14 protein-coding genes and 1 pseudogene are annotated in these 17,878 nt (G+C 62.7%); 2 read left to right on the top strand and 13 right to left on the bottom strand.

Translation table 11 applies throughout. The features are described 5' to 3' along the window. Positions 1–42: 42 nt before the first annotated feature. From J3D46_RS07340 to J3D46_RS07325, 4 genes are all read right to left on the bottom strand, one after another. A complete protein-coding gene (locus J3D46_RS07340) occupies positions 43–465 on the bottom strand; it encodes a DUF3151 domain-containing protein (RefSeq protein WP_159705111.1) in 423 nt (140 codons plus the stop codon). Continuing rightward, positions 465–1,484, bottom strand: a complete 1,020-nt coding sequence (fbaA, locus tag J3D46_RS07335) for a class II fructose-bisphosphate aldolase (RefSeq protein ID WP_024819363.1) — start codon at positions 1,482–1,484, stop codon at positions 465–467. Before fbaA ends, J3D46_RS07340 begins: the two co-directional genes overlap by 1 nt. A gap of 161 nt (positions 1,485–1,645) precedes the next feature. Continuing rightward, positions 1,646–2,332: a TrmH family RNA methyltransferase gene (locus J3D46_RS07330; RefSeq protein ID WP_253466070.1), complete on the bottom strand. Its 687-nt coding sequence runs from the start codon at positions 2,330–2,332 to the stop codon at positions 1,646–1,648. A 56-nt stretch (positions 2,333–2,388) separates the two neighbouring features. After that, positions 2,389–3,582, bottom strand: coding sequence for a hypothetical protein (locus tag J3D46_RS07325; RefSeq protein WP_253466067.1), 1,194 nt, complete (start codon positions 3,580–3,582; stop codon positions 2,389–2,391). 263 nt (positions 3,583–3,845) lie between these two features. Here J3D46_RS07325 and J3D46_RS07320 point away from each other — a divergent pair, with 263 nt between their 5' ends. Beyond that, positions 3,846–4,676, top strand: a complete 831-nt coding sequence (locus J3D46_RS07320; RefSeq protein ID WP_090826227.1) for an HAD-IIA family hydrolase — start codon at positions 3,846–3,848, stop codon at positions 4,674–4,676. Between the two features lie 12 nt (positions 4,677–4,688). Continuing rightward, the gene (locus J3D46_RS07315) at positions 4,689–5,438 is read left to right on the top strand and encodes a tyrosine-protein phosphatase (RefSeq protein ID WP_253466064.1); all 750 of its coding nucleotides are present in this window, start codon (positions 4,689–4,691) and stop codon (positions 5,436–5,438) included. 10 nt (positions 5,439–5,448) lie between these two features. Here J3D46_RS07315 and J3D46_RS07310 read toward each other — a convergent pair whose 3' ends face one another. From J3D46_RS07310 to uidB, 9 genes and pseudogenes are all read right to left on the bottom strand, one after another. Beyond that, positions 5,449–6,573 carry an alpha/beta hydrolase gene (locus J3D46_RS07310; RefSeq protein ID WP_253466062.1) on the bottom strand — a complete coding sequence of 375 codons (1,125 nt, stop codon included), beginning with the start codon at positions 6,571–6,573 and terminating at the stop codon, positions 5,449–5,451. Positions 6,574–6,679: 106 nt separating this feature from the next. Beyond that, a complete protein-coding gene (gene pyrE, locus J3D46_RS07305; RefSeq protein WP_253466060.1) occupies positions 6,680–7,252 on the bottom strand; it encodes an orotate phosphoribosyltransferase in 573 nt (190 codons plus the stop codon). Positions 7,253–7,257: 5 nt separating this feature from the next. Then, positions 7,258–8,265, bottom strand: a complete 1,008-nt coding sequence (locus J3D46_RS07300; protein WP_253466058.1) for a LacI family DNA-binding transcriptional regulator — start codon at positions 8,263–8,265, stop codon at positions 7,258–7,260. A gap of 63 nt (positions 8,266–8,328) precedes the next feature. Continuing rightward, on the bottom strand, positions 8,329–9,612 hold the full coding sequence (mmsB, locus tag J3D46_RS07295; RefSeq protein WP_231342055.1) for a multiple monosaccharide ABC transporter permease: 1,284 nt from the start codon (positions 9,610–9,612) through the stop codon (positions 8,329–8,331). Between the two features lie 5 nt (positions 9,613–9,617). Next, a complete protein-coding gene (gene mmsA, locus J3D46_RS07290; protein WP_253466056.1) occupies positions 9,618–11,147 on the bottom strand; it encodes a multiple monosaccharide ABC transporter ATP-binding protein in 1,530 nt (509 codons plus the stop codon). Positions 11,148–11,267: 120 nt separating this feature from the next. Continuing rightward, a complete protein-coding gene (gene chvE / locus J3D46_RS07285) occupies positions 11,268–12,392 on the bottom strand; it encodes a multiple monosaccharide ABC transporter substrate-binding protein (RefSeq protein WP_374110772.1) in 1,125 nt (374 codons plus the stop codon). A 361-nt stretch (positions 12,393–12,753) separates the two neighbouring features. Beyond that, positions 12,754–15,037 (bottom strand): annotated as a pseudogene (locus J3D46_RS25135) (gluconokinase, GntK/IdnK-type). Continuing rightward, on the bottom strand, positions 15,027–16,256 hold the full coding sequence (gene manD, locus J3D46_RS07270) for a D-mannonate dehydratase ManD (protein ID WP_091328003.1): 1,230 nt from the start codon (positions 16,254–16,256) through the stop codon (positions 15,027–15,029). The pseudogene J3D46_RS25135 and the gene manD overlap by 11 nt, the downstream one beginning before the upstream one ends. 121 nt (positions 16,257–16,377) lie before the next feature. Next, positions 16,378–17,775 (bottom strand): glucuronide transporter, encoded by a 1,398-nt coding sequence (gene uidB, locus J3D46_RS07265; protein ID WP_253466049.1) that lies wholly within the window; start codon positions 17,773–17,775, stop codon positions 16,378–16,380. Positions 17,776–17,878 lie beyond the last annotated feature (103 nt).

The raw sequence follows: 17,878 nt of genomic DNA, 5'->3' as shown, positions 1-17,878 counted from the left end.
CACCTTTTGGTGAGGGCCGCCGTCGTTCATTGCTTTGATGCCTTAGCGGGCTTCGAGCGCTGCCTTGGCCTTGGGGTCCGAGTCGTTCAGGAACTTCTCGATCCGCTCCGGCTCTTCAGCCTCGCCGATAGCGGAGGCCGCACGGCCCAGCGCGTAGAGCGCACGCAGGAAGCCCTGGTTGGGCTCGTGCTCCCACGGGATGGGTCCGACGCCGCGCCACCCGTTGCGGCGCAGGGAATCCAGGCCGCGGTGGTAGCCGACACGAGCGTAGGCGTAGGACTCGATGGTCCGGCCTTCGGCCCAGGCTTCCTCCGCGAGGATGGCCCACAGCAGGGACGACGTGGGGTTCTTCTCCACGAGGTCCAGTGCTTCCTTGCCGAGAGCCAGGTGCTGGTAGATCTCGGTTTCGGCGGGCAGGAGCGTGGGCTCCGGCCCCATCAGGTTCTTCCGGAATTCGTCCGACATTAGAAGGTCTTGCCCACCGATCCGAGCTGCTGGGCGGCTTCGACGATGCGCGCGGCCATACCGGCTTCAGCCGAAGCACCCCAAACGCGGGGATCGTAGGTCTTCTTGTTGCCCATTTCGCCGTCGATCTTCAGCACGCCGTCGTAGTTGGCGAGCATGTGCCCGGCCACCGGACGGGTGAACGCGTACTGGGTGTCAGTGTCGATGTTCATCTTGATGACACCGTAGGAAACAGCGTCAGCGATTTCCTGCTCCGTGGAGCCCGAACCGCCGTGGAACACCAGGTCAAACGGGTTTTCCTTGCCGATCTTCGCGCCAACCTCGGCCTGGATCTGCTTAAGCAGTTCCGGGCGGAGCTTCACGTTGCCCGGCTTGTACACACCGTGCACGTTGCCGAAGGTCAGCGCGGTGAGGTAGCGGCCGTTTTCGCCGGCACCCAGTGCCTCGATCGTGGCCAGCGCGTCCTCGGTGGTGGTGTAAAGCTTCTCGTTGATTTCGTTCTCAACACCGTCTTCCTCGCCACCAACAGTGCCGATTTCAACCTCGAGGATGATCTTCGCAGCAGCGGCACGCTCCAGCAGTTCACGGCCGATGCGCAGGTTCTCCGACAGGGTCTCGTGCGAGCCGTCCCACATGTGCGAGTTGAAGATCGGGTCCTTGCCGGCCTTGACGGCTTCCTCGGACGCGGCCAGCAACGGCAGGACGAAGTCCGCCAGCTTGTCCTGCGGGCAGTGGTCCGTGTGCAGGGCGATGTTGACGTTGTAGTTCTTGGCAACTTCGCGGGCGAACGCGGCGAAGCCCAGGGAACCGGCCACCATGTCCTTGACCGAAGCGCCGGACCAGTAGGCTGCGCCACCGGTGGAAACCTGGATGATGCCATCGGATTCGGCCTCGGCGAAACCGCGGATCGCAGCGTTCAGAGTCTGCGACGACGTCACGTTGACCGCGGGGAAAGCGAATCCGCCAGCCTTCGCACGGTCGATCATCTCGGAGTAAATCTCTGGGGTTGCAATGGGCATGGTGACTCCTATGCTGAATTCGTCTGTGGGTTGGTAACCCTGGAGTAGACCGCTTACGGCTAGCACCCATCCTAGCGATATCCGCCGGGACGCCGTGTTTCGGGTCACTGTGGCACTTAACACTTCCGCCGAGTTGGCACTCTTGCCATCTCGGCGCAGGGCTAAGCGACTGGCTGCTGGAACACGTGCCGGCGGACCCAGGCGTGCATGGCGATCGCTGCGGCCGACGCCGCGTTCATGGACCGGGTGGATCCGAACTGCTCAATGGACAGGGTTGCGACGGCGGCTTCGTGCACCTCGGGCGTGAGGCCCGGGCCCTCCTGGCCGAACACCAGGACGCACTTCCTGGGAAGGTCGAAGGTTTCAAGCGGCACGGAATCCGGGAAGATATCGATGCCGATTACAGCAAGCCCCTCCCCCTCGGCCCACTGGACAAAGTCCTCAACGGTGGGGTGGTGGCGGACGTGCTGGTAGCGGTCGGTGACCATGGCCCCGCGACGGTTCCACCGCCGTCGGCCAATGATGTGGACCTCTTTGGCGAGGAACGCGTTGGCGGTCCGCACCACGGTGCCGATGTTGAGGTCGTGCTGCCAGTTCTCGATGGCGATGTGGAATTCGTGGCGCTTGGAATCAAGGTCGGCCACGATCGCCTCGTGTTTCCAGTACCGGTACTGGTCCACCACGTTGCGGCGGTCACCATCCCTCAACAGGTCCGGGTCCCAGTGCTCACCAACCGGCAACTCACCTTCCCAAGGCCCGACGCCGACCTCGGGTTTCGCTTCTGCCTCGCCGTCCGGTGTCGTTTCAGCAGGCGTGGGCAGGGCTGTGGTGGGGGGAAGGTCAGTCACCCCTCAACTTTAGCCCTGCCCTGTTGCCCGTTTTGATCGGGCTTCGGCCAGCGGACCTAGCCCATCTTCCACTTGTTGATGCGGTAGGAGTTGGCCAGCTGTTCGAAGAGCCCGGGGTGGGCATCCCAGTATTCCTTGTGTCCGCTGACGCCCAGCATCTGGGGTGTACCCCACGGTGTCACGGAGAACAGGTTGACGGCCTGGATTGCTTCGCCGCGGGCGTTGGTGCAGGTGAAACCAATGACTACTGCGGCGCCACGGCGGAATTCACGGATTTCCGGCATCGAGGTTTTGAAATCGGACGTGCACTTGTGGCCTACCAGGTTCTGGGGAAGTTCGGTGGCCGTCATGCCCTTGTACCGGGCCTCGATGTCCTCGATGGCCTTCTTGACCTCTGCGGGATCCTTGCCGAACTTGCCTTCCTCGGACTCCGCGAAGAACGCGTAGGCGAGCGCGATTCCGTCGCCGTCGGTCTCAACCGTGCCCTGGGCCTTCTTCTGGATCTCCTCACCCGTGGTGGGGTCCTTGGTGATGCCGAACGACTCATCGTGGGTCCATTCGGCAAGGTACTGGAAGGACGATTCGCCGGTGACCCACTTGCTGAACAGGGGGTCGCCGTCGGCCGGAACGTTGGTGGGTCCGGCGAATTCTTCCCATACTGCAGGCAACGGAATGGCGTCAGCGGGCATATCGGTGGACGCCGACGCGTCACCGGAGGGTTCCGACTCGGCGGACGGCTCGGCGGACGGCTCAGCCGCCGCGTCCGACGCTGCGTCAGAGGATGTCACCGACGGCGTTTCGACAGCCGTGGGCTTGGTCATTGCGGGGATCAGCCATGTGAACGCCACGACCAACGCAATAATCACGACGACGGCGACCCCACCCAGGATGAGGAACAGGGACTTCCTGTTGTGGTCGCCCGGGTTCTGGCCGGGTCCGCCGGGCTGTCCGGGGTATCCGGGCTGTCCGGGTCCGCCGGGCTGTCCTGGGTATCCGGGCTGGGACGGGTTGCCTGCACCGGGCGGCGGGAATCCTGGCTGTCCCTGCGGCACAGTGTTGGACGCTGCTGGGAATGCCTGCGTCGGTGGCTGCTGCGCCGGGAACGCTTCAGTCTGGCCCTCAGGCTGGTACGTGGGCTGCGTCTGCCCCGGCTGGTACTGGCCATACTGGCCTTGGCCGGTGTCGTAGCGGGGCTGCGGCACGCCGTCGGGGTTGTAGGGAGGCTGCGGCACTCCGTTGTTGTTGCTCATAGACAGGCCCTTTCAGAGGTAGTGAGTGGGGACCTGCTCCAGCGCGGCGACACAAGAAATCCGCCGTGTCGATCCCCCGACCCACGGTGGTGGCACGCCTGCGCCGCCCCAAGCGTAGTCGAGCATGAGGCTCCAGACGCAAGTCACAGCGGATAATCCGCATGGGCAGAACTACCCACATAAGAGGGATTGCAGGAGGTTAAGGCGGCGGATTGATGAAAGACTGGATGGCAGTGCATGAACAATCCCAGCCGGAGGCAAATATGGCAGAAGAATCCACGCCCCACACATCCACGTCCGTTTACCGGAACGGCCACGAAATCGAATGCTGGCTCACTGACATGGACGGCGTCTTGGTCCATGAAAACCAGGCGATCCCCGGCGCAGCTGAACTCATCCAGCGCTGGGTAGATACCTCCAAGCGCTTCCTGGTGCTGACCAACAACTCCATCTTCACCCCGCGTGACCTTGCCGCCCGCCTCCGTGCGTCCGGCCTGGAAGTCCCCGAAGAGAACATCTGGACCTCCGCACTGGCCACCGCCCAGTTCCTGAAGGACCAGGTCCAATCCTCGGACTCAGGCAACCGCGCCTACACCATCGGCGAGGCCGGCCTTACTACCGCACTGCACGAGGCCGGGTTCATCCTCACTGACACCGATCCCGACTTCGTGGTCCTCGGGGAGACCCGCACCTACTCCTTCGAAGCGATCACCATGGCCGTCCGCCACATCCTGGCCGGTGCACGCTTCATCGCGACCAACCCGGATGCCACCGGTCCTTCCAAGGACGGCCCCATGCCCGCAACCGGCGCCATCGCGGCCATGATCACCAAAGCGACCGGCCGCGAGCCGTACATCGTGGGCAAACCGAACCCCATGATGTTCCGCTCCGCCATGAACCAGATCGATGCCCACTCCGAGACCACGGCTATGATCGGCGACCGAATGGACACGGACATCGTGGCGGGCATGGAAGCTGGCCTGCACACGGTCCTGGTGCTCAGCGGCATCACCCAGCGGGAGGAAATCGTGTCCTTCCCGTTCAGGCCCAATCAGATCCTGAACTCCGTGGCCGACCTCAAGAGCCAAATCTAGAAGGATAGAACCATGGCTGTGCTCAATCTGCGTCCCCTGGCCGGCGGCCGGATTCTCAGGGGGAGCCAGCCCTTCGGTATGGATGCCGCTGCAACGTCCGGCTTCCTGGCGGAGCACGGCATCCAGGCCATCGTGGACCTGCGCAGCGAGCTGGAGCGGTCCTTGGTTCCATGGTTGATTCACGACGACCGGTTGATTCACGACGGCGGGTTGATTAACGACGGCGGGTTGATTCACGACGGCGGCGCGGTCCCGCCCGCCGTCGAACTCGTCAATAACCCACTGGACCCCAACGCCGTGGCGGGCTCGCTCCAGGCAGTCGAAACGGCCGAGGATCTTGGTGACCTTTATCTGGGCTGGATCCGGATACGGCCTGAGTGGGTTGCTGACGCACTGCGTCCCGTCGCCCGAGGCAAACGCACTTTGGTGCACTGTTCGTTGGGTAAGGACCGGACAGGCGTGGTGTCGGCGATCGGGTTCCTGGCATCCGGCGGGACCGAGGATCAAGTGGTGGCTGACTACGCCGCAACCACAGCCAACCTTCCGGATGTCCTGAAGATCATGGCAGAGACATGGCGCCTCAGCGTCCCGTCAACCCCGGAGGAGTACTTCAGCCCTGACCTCATGATCCTGCAAAGTCCCGAAGCTGCGATGCGGCGTTTTCTGGCCGGTTTCGCGCAGGAGTTCGGCGACGTTCACGGCTTCCTGCGCGAGGCGGGCCTTACCGCCGTCGAGGTTGATTCGCTGCGTGAAGCGCGCTGACCGGAGAAACCTACACCGGGCGGATAACCTTGCCATTCGGCTCCTGGAATGACGGTTCCTCGGGCTCGGGCGGGAGCGGCTGGAGCTCATTCTGGACGCGTTCCAGCAACGGACGGTACACACTCCCGTTCCATTGCGGGCTCGCGTGCGCTGGCCGGGCGCCCTCTGTGCTGAGCGTAGGCATCGCCATGTTGGCGCCGAACACCTTGCTCCACCCGGCGCGCGCAGACTCGTAATTCACGGTGCCGTCTTTGGAGTTGCCCATGAACGCCATCTTGGCGCCACCGATCTTTCCAGCCAGGCGGAGTCCGTCGAAGTGGTAGATGTACGCCGACTCCGTCTGGATCAGCACACTGGAAGGGGCGATCGGCGAGAGCTGCTCCAGGCTTTGGTCAAGGATCTGCCGCCACGTGCGCTCGTCCTTGTGGGCCACACGCTCCCCCAGCTCATAGCCGCCGCGCAGGACCGACGGAATACGGAACCCGTTTTCGTACAGGAAGACCACACCGTCGAACCAGCTCTGGTCCAAGACGTCCGCCCGGCTGAACGGGCTCGAGTCCAAGACGATCAACTGTGTCTCAACGCCGTGCAGCTCCAGCAGCCGGGCGGCCACTTGCGTGGCCAGCATCCCACCGAAACTGTGGCCGTAGAAGTACAGCTTCTCCAACTCCAGTTCACGGACGTGCAGGATGATTGCGCGGACGACCTCGTCCACGTCCAGGCCCAGGTTGGAATATCCGACGGCGGCGAGACGGCCGCGCTGGTGCAGGGCCGGGCGCAGGGTGTTGAGAATCCATTGAGCTTCTTCCCAGCTCGTTTTGTACCCGGGGAAGAGGATCCAGCTAGCCTTGGGAAAGTAAAGGTCCGAGTACGGATCGGGCACGCGGAGGATCTTGGTGGCCCGGCGCTCGGCCTGCACATGCCGGGTAAAGAGCATGTCCCCCGCGAGCGCTGCCGAGGCTCCGGCGGTGATGAGGAAGTTGCGGCGGGACGTCGTCTTCAGCCGGGCAGCGTAAGGCAGGACCCGGGCCCATGCGCCCGGATCCTCTGCTTTCCCAGCTTCTGGAGAAGCCGGCACCGGGAGGTTTTCGTCCACCTCCGGAGGTGCCGGGAGCTTCCCTACTTGAACGTCCACGCAGCAAGCATAGGCTTCGAAAGGCGGTGCCTCACAGCCCCGCAGTTTGTGTACAGCTGATGCCCTTAAGATGCGCCTTTAAGGTCAAGAGCTGTACAAAAACTCCTTAGCTGAGGCCCAGCTCGTCCTTGCCGAAAGCGAAGAGGTACGGCACACCGGTTTCGGCTTCGATCTTCTCTTTCGCGCCGGTGTCGCGGTCTACGATCACGGCGACGGCCACCACGTTGCCACCCGCCTTGCGGACACCTTCGACGGCGGTCAGGGCAGACCCGCCGGTGGTGGACGTGTCCTCCAGGACCACAACGTTGCGGCCTTCAACCGAGGGACCTTCCACCTGGCGGCCCATGCCGTAGGACTTCTGGGCCTTACGGACCACGAAGGCATCCACGGCACGCCCGGCGTCGGCAGCAGCGTGCATCACGGCGGTACCGACGGGGTCGGCACCCATGGTGAGTCCGCCGGCGCACTCAACTGAAACGCCGGCGTCGTCGATCATGGCCAACATGACCTGGCCCACCAGCTTGGAGGCCTCGTGGTTCAAGGTGATGCGGCGAAGGTCGATGTAGTAGTCCGCTTCCTTGCCGCTGGAGAGGATCACCTTGCCGCGGACCACCGCGAGTTCTTTGATGAGTTCAAGAAGGCGGGCGCGGGCAGCAGCAGTGTCAGGCGTGGAAGTCATGGCTCCTAGTTTAGTGGGAACGGAGCTTTGTGAAGGGCAGGGGCCGCCGTGGTGGAGCGGATCACCAAGCGGGGATTGACCATCTGTTCGCCGCTGCCTCCGTCTCCCTCCAGTTGCTGCAGCACCGCTTCCATGCAGCGGCGGCCCAATTCCTCGAAATCCTGCTTGATGGTTGTCAGTGGCGGCATGAAGAACTCTGCCTCCGGCTGATCGTCATAGCCCACCACGCTGATGTCTCCCGGAACCTCGCACCCGGCTTCCTGTACAGCCCGGAGGACGCCCACGGCCATCTGGTCGTTGGCGACGAAAACAGCGGTGATGCTGTGGTGTCGGAGGAGTTCCAGGCCGGCGCGGTAGCCGGATGCTGCGTCCCATGTGCCCTGGAGCAGAACCTCGGCTTCAAGGCCTGCACTGCCCAGCGCTTCCTGCCATCCTTTGATGCGTTCGGCAGCGTCGATCCAGTGTGGCGGTCCCGAAATGTGCGCAATATTCCGGTGCCCCAAAGCGATCAAGTGCTGTACAGCCAGACGGGCTCCCAAACGTTGATCCAGGGAGGCGCCCGTCAGCTGGTTTCCGGCACCCGCTCCCACGGCGACGATCGGCACGGGGACCGAAACGTCGCCCAGGACGGCCAGTACGTCAGGGTGCGGAACCAGGATGACGATGCCGTCCACGGATTGGTTTCGGAAGTGGGCGATGGCGTCGTTGACGCTGTCGCTGGTCACTTCGCGAAGGTTGGCGATGCTGACGAAGTACCCCGCTTCCCTTCCCGCCTGTTCAACACCCAAGAGGGTGTTGGCAGGCCCGAACTGGCCTGTCTCGCAGGCGAGCACCCCAATGGTCCGGGATCGCCGCGTCACCAGGCTGCGGGCTGCCGTGTTACGGCGATAACCAAGCACTGCGATGGCGGATTCCACGCGTTCCTTGGTCTTGCCGCTGACGTTCGGGTGGTGGTTCAGCACACGGGAGACGGTCTGGTGCGAGACACCTGCCATCTTCGCGACGTCGCTCATCACTGGCGGCCTGGCCCCGGGCGTTGCCTGGGGCCCGGCCGCTCCCCCTGATGACATCAGGGATTACTTCGCGTCGACGCCGACGGGTTCAGTCCTGGCAGCCGGTGCGGCCTCAGTTGCAGGCGGCGTGGTCTTCCATTTGAAGCGGCGGCCCATGGAGGACCCTCCACCTGCACCGGTCCGGTTCTTGTTGAAGATGTCGAAGCCGACGGCAAGCAGGAGCACCAGGCCCTTGATGAGCTGCTGATAGTCCGTGCCCAGGCCAAGGATGGACATGCCGTTGTTCAGGACGCCCATGATCAGGCCACCGATCATAGCGCCGGCCACGGTGCCGATACCGCCCTGGACCGCGGCGCCACCGATGAAGGCAGCAGCAATGGAGTCCAGTTCGAAGCCGGTGCCGCCCGCGGGTTGCGCCGAGTTCAGGCGTGCCGTGAACACCAGTCCGGCCAACGCGGCGAGGACGCCCATGTTGACGAACAACCGGAAGGTGACCTTCTTGGTCTTGATGCCGGAGAGCTCGGCTGCGTGGAGGTTGCCACCGATCGCGTACGTGTGGCGGCCGAAAACGCTGTTGTTCATCAGGGCCGAGTAAACAATCACCAGGACAGCCAGGACGATCAGGACGATGGGTGTACCGCGGTAGCTGGCCAGGAGGAAGGTGATGATGAGCATCAGGATTGCGATGAACCCGTTCTTGACGGCGAACCAGGCCATGGGCTCATTCTCGAGGTTGAACTTGCGGCGGACCCGGCGTTCCTTCAGGGCCTGGAAGAGGATGGCTGCGGTGCCGCCGACGCCGAGGATGACCGTGAGCCATTCAAGGACGGAGGTGCCCCCGGAAATGTCCGGCAGGAAGCCGCCGCCCAGTGCACGGAGTTCGTTGGGGAACGGGGTGATCTGCTGGTTCTTGAGGGTGATGAGTGTCAGGCCACGGAAGATCAGCATTCCGGCGAGGGTGACGATGAAGGCTGGAATCCCCACATAGGCGATCCAGTAGCCTTGCCATGCTCCCACCAGGGCACCGACCAGGAGGCAGGCCGGGATGGCAATCCACCACGCCCAGCCCCAATGCACGATCATCACGCCGGCTACGGCGCCGATGAAGCCTGCGATGGAACCGACGGAAAGGTCGATGTGCCCGGCGATGATGACCATCACCATGCCTATGGCCAGGATCAGGATGTAGCTGTTCTGGACCACCAGGTTGGTGACGTTCTGCGGCTGCAGCAGGATGCCGTCGGTCAGGACCTGGAAAAGGATGACGATCAGGATCAGGGCGACGAAGATGCCAACCTGGCGGAGGCGGCTTGTGAGGAAGCCAAGGGATTCTCGTAGGGCGGACATGTTCGCTATTCCTTCTCTTTGGTCATGAAGTGCATGAGGGTTTCCTGGGTGGCTTCGGCGATGGGGACCTCGCCGGTAATGTGGCCCGCTGACAGCGTGTAGATCCTGTCGCAGATACCCAGGAGCTCCGGAAGCTCGGAGGAGATCACAATGACGGCCTTCCCGGCAGCTGCGAGCTCCGCGATGATCGTGTAGATCTCGAACTTGGCGCCGACGTCGATCCCGCGGGTTGGTTCGTCCAGGATCAGGACGTCCGGGTCAGAGAACATCCATTTGCTCAGCACTACTTTTTGCTGGTTTCCGCCCGAGAGCTTGCCGGTGATGGCAGCGACGGACGGCGCCTTGATGTTCATGCTCTTGCGGTATTGGTTGGCTACGGTGGTCTCTTTGTTGCCGTCCACCCAGCCGCGCTTGGTCAGCTTGTTCAGCGCTGCCATGGAGATGTTCCGTTTGATATCTTCGATTAGGTTCAGGCCGTAGTGCTTCCGGTCTTCGGTGGCGTAGGCGATCCCGTGGTCGATGGCGTCGGAGACGGTGGACGTGTTGATCTCCTGGCCGTATTTGTAGACCTTGCCCGAAACGGCGCGTCCGTAGGTCCGGCCGAAGACGCTCATGGCAAGTTCGGTCCGGCCGGCCCCCATGAGCCCGGCCAAGCCCACTACCTCACCCCTGCGGACGTTCAGGCTGGCGTTGTTAACCACTGTCCGCGCGTGGTCCTGCGGATGCTGCACCGTCCAGTCCTCGATCCGGAGGACTTCCTCGCCGATGTTGGGTGTTCGGTCCGGGTAGAGGCTCTCAAGGTCGCGCCCGACCATTCCACGGATGATGCGTTCCTGCGTGATCTGGCCTTGGTCCAGCCGCAGTGTCTCAATGGATTTGCCGTCGCGGATGATGGTGACGGCGTCGGCCACTTTGCGGATCTCGTTGAGTTTGTGACTGATGATGATGCTGGTAACGCCCTGGCCCTTGAGGTGCAGGATGAGGTCCAGCAAATGGTCTGAATCTTCATCGTTCAGCGCCGCGGTGGGTTCGTCCAGGATGAGGAGCTTGACCTCTTTGGACAGGGCCTTGGCGATCTCCACCAGTTGCTGCTTGCCAACGCTGATGTGTTGGATGGGCGTGACCGGGTTTTCGCTGAGCCCCACGCGGGCCAGCAGCTTGGCAGCTTCCAGGTTGGTCCTGCGCCAGTCCACCCAGCCTTTGTTGGCCAGCTCGTTGCCCAAGTAGATGTTCTCGGCGATGGACAGGTACGGGCTGAGGGCCAGTTCCTGGTGGATGATCACGATGCCGCGCTTCTCGCTGTCCGTGATGCTTGAAAATTCGCAGGGTTCGTTCTCGAAGAGGATGTCGCCGTCGAAGGTGGTGTTCGCGTAGACGCCGGAGAGCACCTTCATCAGGGTGGACTTGCCGGCGCCGTTCTCACCACAAATGGCGTGGACCTCGCCTCGGTTGACGTCCAGGGTGACGTCCTGGAGGGCTTTAACTCCGGGGAAAGTCTTGGTGATTCCTCGCATTTGAAGAATGGGTACGTTCATCGTCAATTCCCGCTGACTGGTTGGAACTTGGCCGGACCGAGGGCTCGGAGGCTCTAAGGGAGGCTGTGGCCCCACCGCGCCGCGCAGGAACGCACGGGCGCGGCGGGGCCACAGGTGGTGTTACTTGACGTCGGATTCCTTGTAGTAGCCCGAGTCGATGAGTTCCTTCTGGAAGTTGTCCTTGGTGATGATGACGGACTTCAGGAGGAAGGCCGGAACAACCTTGACCTTGTTGTTGTAGGTCTTGGTGTCATTGGTTTCCGGCTCGGTGCCCTTGAGGACAGCGTCCACCATCTTCACGGCCTGCGCGCCGAGCTGGCGGGTGTCCTTGAAGATCGTGGAGTACTGCTCGCCGGCGACGATGGACTTCACGGAGCCCTTTTCTGCGTCCTGGCCCGTGACGACGGGCAGGCTTCCGGTGGAATAGCCACCGGTGCTGGTCAGTGCGGAGATGATGCCGATGGACAGGCCGTCATACGGGGAGAGCACGCCGTCCAGCTTGGTGCCGGAGCTGTAGGCCGAGGTGAGGATGTCTTCCATGCGCTTCTGGGCTACGGGTGCCTGCCAGCGCAGGATTGCAGCCTGCTCAAACTTGGTCTGGCCGCTGGGGACCTTCAAGGTACCCGCATCCATGTACGGCTTGAGGGTGTCCATGGCGCCGGTCCAGAAGAAGTTGGCGTTGTTGTCGTCCGGGCTGCCCGCGAACAGCTCAACGTTGAACGGGCCCTTGCCCTCAACCTTCTTGCCGCTGGCGTCCACCAGGCCCAGGCCGGTCAGCAGCGAGGTGGCCTGCTGGACGCCCACGGTGTAGTTGTCGAACGTGGTGTAGTAGTCAACGTTGGGCGTGCCGTTGATGAGGCGGTCGTAGGCGATGACCTTGACGTTCTGTTCCTTGGCCTTGGCCAGGACATCGGTCAACGTCGTGCCGTCGATGGCGGCAATGATCAGTGCCTTGGCACCCTTGGTCAGCATGTTCTCGATCTGGGAGACCTGCGTGGGGATGTCATCGTTGGCGAACTGGAGGTCTGTTTTGTAGCCGAGGTCCTTCAGGGACTTCTCTACGTTGGCACCGTCAGCGATCCAACGTTCGGATGTCTGGGTGGGCATCGAGATACCTACCAGTGAATCGCTGGGATTCGCAGTGCTGCTGGATTCTGCAGTGCCTCCACGGCTGCCGCAGCCCGTGGCTCCGACAGTCACGGCAAGGACAACCGCTACGGCGCCCAGGAGTTTCTTCAATCTCACGTTGCTCTCCTTCCGCGGCAGCATTGCCGCGAACTCTGATGCAGCCGGAGCATCTGCGCGTCCGGCACGGTAACGCTTTTCCGGGCTTGTGGGCTTGGGGGCGGCACATGCCACGTCAAGGTGGTGCGACTGCCATTGTGAACGCTAACAATACTCGCGGTCAAGTGCCGTGGATCACGAAACGGCCGCGATTCGAAAGGTCTCCCAAGGGCCTTGACTTGAAACGTTGTTAGCGTTCACAATTGTTCACTGCCGCGCCGCAGGCAACAAAAACCCGGCGCTGCCTTGTGGGCAGCGCCGGGTTTTATTTGGCTCCTCCGTGATGGCGGGGAGGAACTCTTCCCTGCTGGGAACAGGGAAATCAGAGGCGGGTGTCGAACGAATCGCAGAACACGTTCTGGTTGAACGTCCCCTGGAATTCGGACTTGCCCTGGATTTTCCGGATGGTGGCGCGAATGGCCTCGCGCGTTCCTGCGTGGGCGTGGATGGCTGTTTTGACCATGGGCACGTCGATCAGGTGGTTTGGCTGGTTCAGCGAGACAAACACCGTGGGAACTTCCGTGGTGTACCAGGGAATCTCGGCAGCCATGGGCGACGACCACTTGATACGGATGGCCGCCTCCTGGGCGAAGCCCTTCACATTGGCGAACACAAAGGCAGCGTCATAGCGCTCCGCGTAGTCGCCGGTGGCTTCCTCGGACAGGACCCGCATGAAGTTCACGCCGGCCTCTCCCGCAGCTTCACGCTGCTCAGCGGTCTTGAAGACGCTGACCTCAAAGCCTGCAGCTTCCAGTTCCTCCCGGACAGTGTCCAGGTACGCCAAAGGATCGGCCCGGGTGAAGTCGGCTCCACCCGAAATGCCGTAGAGGCGGATCCTCGGATGAGTTTCCGGGGTGATCGGAAGGTTGTGACCAGTGTCCTTCACCAGGGTGACGGTCTTGTCCGCGATGTCCGCAGCAATGGCACGGTGGGCCGCACTGCCGATCACCTCAAGGGCCTCCACAGCTGGGACCAGGTCCGCACGAAGGTGCAGGCCAAGGCTCGCTTTCAGGCCGAGAATCCGCCGCAACGCATCCTGCAGCCGCCCCTCGCTGATGACTCCCGACTTGTAGCCGTCCAGCATGTACCCGAAGTCCTCTTCCGGGTTCCGGAAGAACAGGAACATGTCGCAGCCCGCGGCGATCGTCGCGGGCACCAGGTCGCGCCGCTTCATGGCCTGCGTCAAACCAACCATCAGTGACGCATCCGTCAGGACCAGCCCGTTAAAACCGAGTTCGCCACGCAGCAGATCCTGCAGGAGTTCCGGAGCCAGCGTTGCCGGCAACACCTCGGAATCCGACAGTCCTGGGCGGAAATGCCGGGACACCTCAGGAGCGCCGATGTGGCCCACCATAATGGACTGCACGCCGTGCCCGATCATTTCGCGGTACACGTGCCCGTAGCTCTTGTTCCACTCGTCATAGCCAAGAGTGTTGTACGAGGTCACCACGTGCTGGTCGCGCTCATCAATCCCGTCCCCCGGAAAGTGCTTCATGGCGCAGACCGTGGGTGATTCACTGATGCCGTCGAAGTACTCCTTGGCCCGCTCCACCACAATCTCCGGGGTGTTGCCGAACGCACGCGTGGAGATCACGGTGTTCCGCCAGTTGTAGTGGATGTCCACGATCGGCGCGAAGGCCCAGTTACAGCCCAGCGCAGCAGTTTCGACGCCGGCAACCTGGCCCATCTGCCGGGCGATTGACTTGTCCGGGTGGGAAACCCGCCTGCAGGTGGGTGGACACGAACGTGCCGTCGTCGCAACTGCCCGCCCCACCCATTTCCGGGTTGGACGCAATGAGCAATGGGATGCGGGTCTTGGACTGGGCGTAGCGGATGTGTTCCTGAACAGCCGCCGAAGGTCCGGGACGGTACCGCATGCCGCCCACGTGGAAGTTCTCCAGCACGCCGTCGAGGTACCCGGGAGAGTAATCGTTGTTGTGGTTGATGAAGAGCTGGCCGATCTTCTCTTCCAGCGTCATGGTGCTGATGGTGGACTCCACCCATTGCACAGCGGCGTCGTCCAGCTTGAACGGAGCAGCTTTGAGGTCCACGGAGAACCCTCCGGCCGGTACTTCCGCCAACCCGCTCAGGGCTGCGCCCACTTCAGCCACGATGTCTTCCACGGATTGGGCAATGTTCACAACCACCCCGGCTTCGTCGGACTGCAACGGCTCCAGGGTTGCCAATTGCGAGTCCAGCAGCGACGCCGGCATGAAGTGTCCGGGACGCGCGTTCATGCGTGCGTTCAGCAGCTCACGCGTGCCGTGCAGGTGAACGAACACCACCGAGGGATCGGCACTGCGGATAATGTCCCGGTACGAGCGCTTGAGCGCGCTGCACGCAATGACAAGAGCAGAGTTCGACGCCGGGAACCGCCGTCCGATTTCGGCCAGCCATGGTGCCCGGTCGTCGTCGTCCAGCGGAGTACCCGAAGCCATCTTGTCGATATTCGCTTGGGGGTGCAGCGAATCGCCGTCGAGAAATTCTGCGTCGAGGCGCTCAGCAAGGGCGGCACCAATGGTGCTCTTGCCGCAGCCGGCCACCCCCATCACCACGATGTGGTGGCGGGCATTCACATCACCAGTCATGACCGCTTTACCAGTCATGAACAGTGCCGTCCACGAGGCGGTTGTAGGGCAGGTAGGCCTGCTGGTACGGGAACGCCGCGGCAGCTTCCTCGTTGAACTCGACGCCGATGCCGGGGTTGTCGCCCGGGTGCAAGTAGCCATCTTTGAAGGTCATGGACTGCTGGAAGACCTCGTTGGTCTTGTCCGAGTGCTGCATGTATTCCTGGATGCCGTAGTTGTGGATGGCCAGGCCAACGTGCAACTGGGCGGCGAAGCCCACCGGGGAGATGTCAGTGGGTCCGTGGAAGCCTGACTTGATCTGGTACTGGGCGGCGAAGTCCATGACCTTCTTCAACGGTGAGATGCCGCCGAAGTGGGTGGAGGCTGCGCGGACGTAGTCGATCAGCTGTTCCTTGATGAGGGTCTGGAAGTCGAACACGGTGTTGAAGATTTCGCCGATGGCCAGCGGGGTGGTGGTGTGCTGGCGGACCAGGCGCAGGCCTTCCTGGTTTTCGGCCGGGGTGCAGTCCTCCAGCCAGAAGAGGTCGTACGGCTCCAGGGCCTTTCCGAGCTTGGCGGCCTGGATGGGCGTCATCCGGTGGTGGCCGTCGTGCAGCAGCGGGATTTCGGGGCCGAATTCGTTGCGGACGGCTTCGAAGACGGTGGGCAGGTGACGCAGGTAGGCGCGGGTGTCCCAGTCCTCTTCCTGCGGGAACGCGCCGCGGCCAGCGGGCTCGTAGTCGTAACGCTCACCCGAAGCCTGGGCCTGGGCGGCGACACCGTAGACGGCCTTGATGCCGGGGATCGCGGTCTGGATGCGGATGGACTTGTAGCCCAGTTCCAGGTGCTCGCGGACGGAGTCGAACAGCGAAGGAATGTCAGCACCCGAGGCGTGGCCGTAGGCACGAAGCCCGTTGCGGGACGCACCACCGAGCAACTGGTACACCGGCATGCCGGCGATCTTGCCCTTGATATCCCACAGCGCCATATCGACGGCGGCAATGGCCGCCATGGTGACCGGGCCGCGGCGCCAGTACGAGCTGCGGTAGAGGAACTGCCAGGTGTCCTCGATCCGGTGCGGATCCTTGCCGATGAGCAACTGCGCGACGTGTTCTTTGAGGTACGCGGCGACGGCGAGTTCGCGGCCGTTGAGCGTGGCGTCACCGATGCCCGTCACACCGTCCTCGGTGGTGATGCGCAGGGTGACGAAGTTGCGGGACGGGCTGGTCACAAAGACTTCAGCGGCAATGATTTTCACAGCTTGACCTTTCGGGATTCTGCTGGTCGAAGCGTTGACACTCGCGGCGATGCGGTGCCCGCTTCGGGGGATTAAGTACGATTTTAGGTTGGTTTCCATCTTGTGGCAACCGGTTGCCGGACTATTTCTTGTGGGCGTCAGCTTCCACGGTTTCCCGGGCAGCCCGTCCGGATGCGTCGGGCTCCTGTTCCACCAAACGCCGTGCGCTGATCTCACCAACGATCTGCGCGTGCAAAACATCCGTGAGTTTGTATTTGGTCATCACCACGATTGCCAGGATGGTCATGATGGCCGGGAGCGCCCCGGCGGCAAACTGAATGCCCTGCAAGGCTTCGGCACTCTGCGCTACGCCGGACTTGTACCCGCCGACGGCAAGGCAGTAGGCGGCCAGGGCACCACCAACAGCCTGGCCGGTCTTCCGCGTGAAAGAGAACAACGCATAGGTGATTCCTTCGGTGCGTACGCCCGTCTTCCACTCGCCGTACTCCACAGTGTCTGCCTCCAGGGCCCACACCACGATGTTCACGGCCATGACGCCCATCAGGCTGATCACCAGACCGGAAAATCCAACCCAGACCATGGATGAAGGCGAGAGGAAAACGATGATTCCACCCACCGTGGACAGGGCTCCCGCCGCGATGTAGACGTTCTTCTTACCCAGCTTGCGGACCAGCCTCGGCATCAGCGGCGCCAGGGCCAGCGTCATGACCAACTGGACGATGGCCAGCACCGGGTAGAGATCCAATCGCCCCAGGACGTCGCGCAGGTAGTACAGCTGCACGGAGGACAAGGCCATATAGCCGGTGAGGAAAAGGAAGCTGCTCAGGCACAGCATCAGCAGAGGGCGGTTGGTCTTCAGGGTATCCATGCTCTGCTTGAAGGAAACATTGGGCACCGAACGGTGAACGCGCTCCTTGGCGGTAAGCACCGTAAAGAAGTACAGCGCTGCGCCGATCACCACAAAGGCCAAAGTGATGGTGGTGAAGGTGGACTGGAGATCCGCGCCGGGCTTGATCAGGGGAGCCACGAAGATTCCCAGGGCAGAACCGACCAGCAGCGCGCCCACCATGCGGGCCGAGCCAAGCTTGGCGCGGTCCCCCGGGTCCTGGGTCATCGCTCCGGCCAGGGATCCATAGGGGATGTTGACCAAGGAGTAGGCCAACCCCAGGGCCGCGTAGGTCACGTAGGCGTAGAGCAGGGTCCCGGTCTCCCCCAGCTGCGGCACGGAGAACGTGGCAACACTCAGGAGCAGCAGCGGAATGGAACCGAACATGATGAACGGGCGGAACTTCCCGAAACGCTTGCTGTACGTGCGGTCCACCAGGCGTCCGGCGAAAACGTCGGCAAAGGCGTCGAAGATCCTGACCACCAGGAGCAAGGTGCCTGCCGCGGCGGCTGAGATTCCCGCGACATCCGTGTAGTAAACCAACAGGAACATGGTGGCAGTGGTGAAGGCGAGATTATTGGCGGCGTCGCCGGCACCATAGCCGGCGATGCTGAGTTTGCTGAGCTTTTTCAATGCGGGCTCCTTTACCCTTCGCGTCATTGCGGTCCGAGTCGACTCGACAGTGGATCACTGGAACTGGCGGCTCGGTTGTGCAGCTGTTGTAATTCTAGTCACT

Source organism: Paenarthrobacter sp. A20, assembly GCF_024168825.1.
Lineage (GTDB): Bacteria > Actinomycetota > Actinomycetes > Actinomycetales > Micrococcaceae > Arthrobacter.
This window is presented reverse-complemented; position numbering and strand designations above follow the sequence as displayed.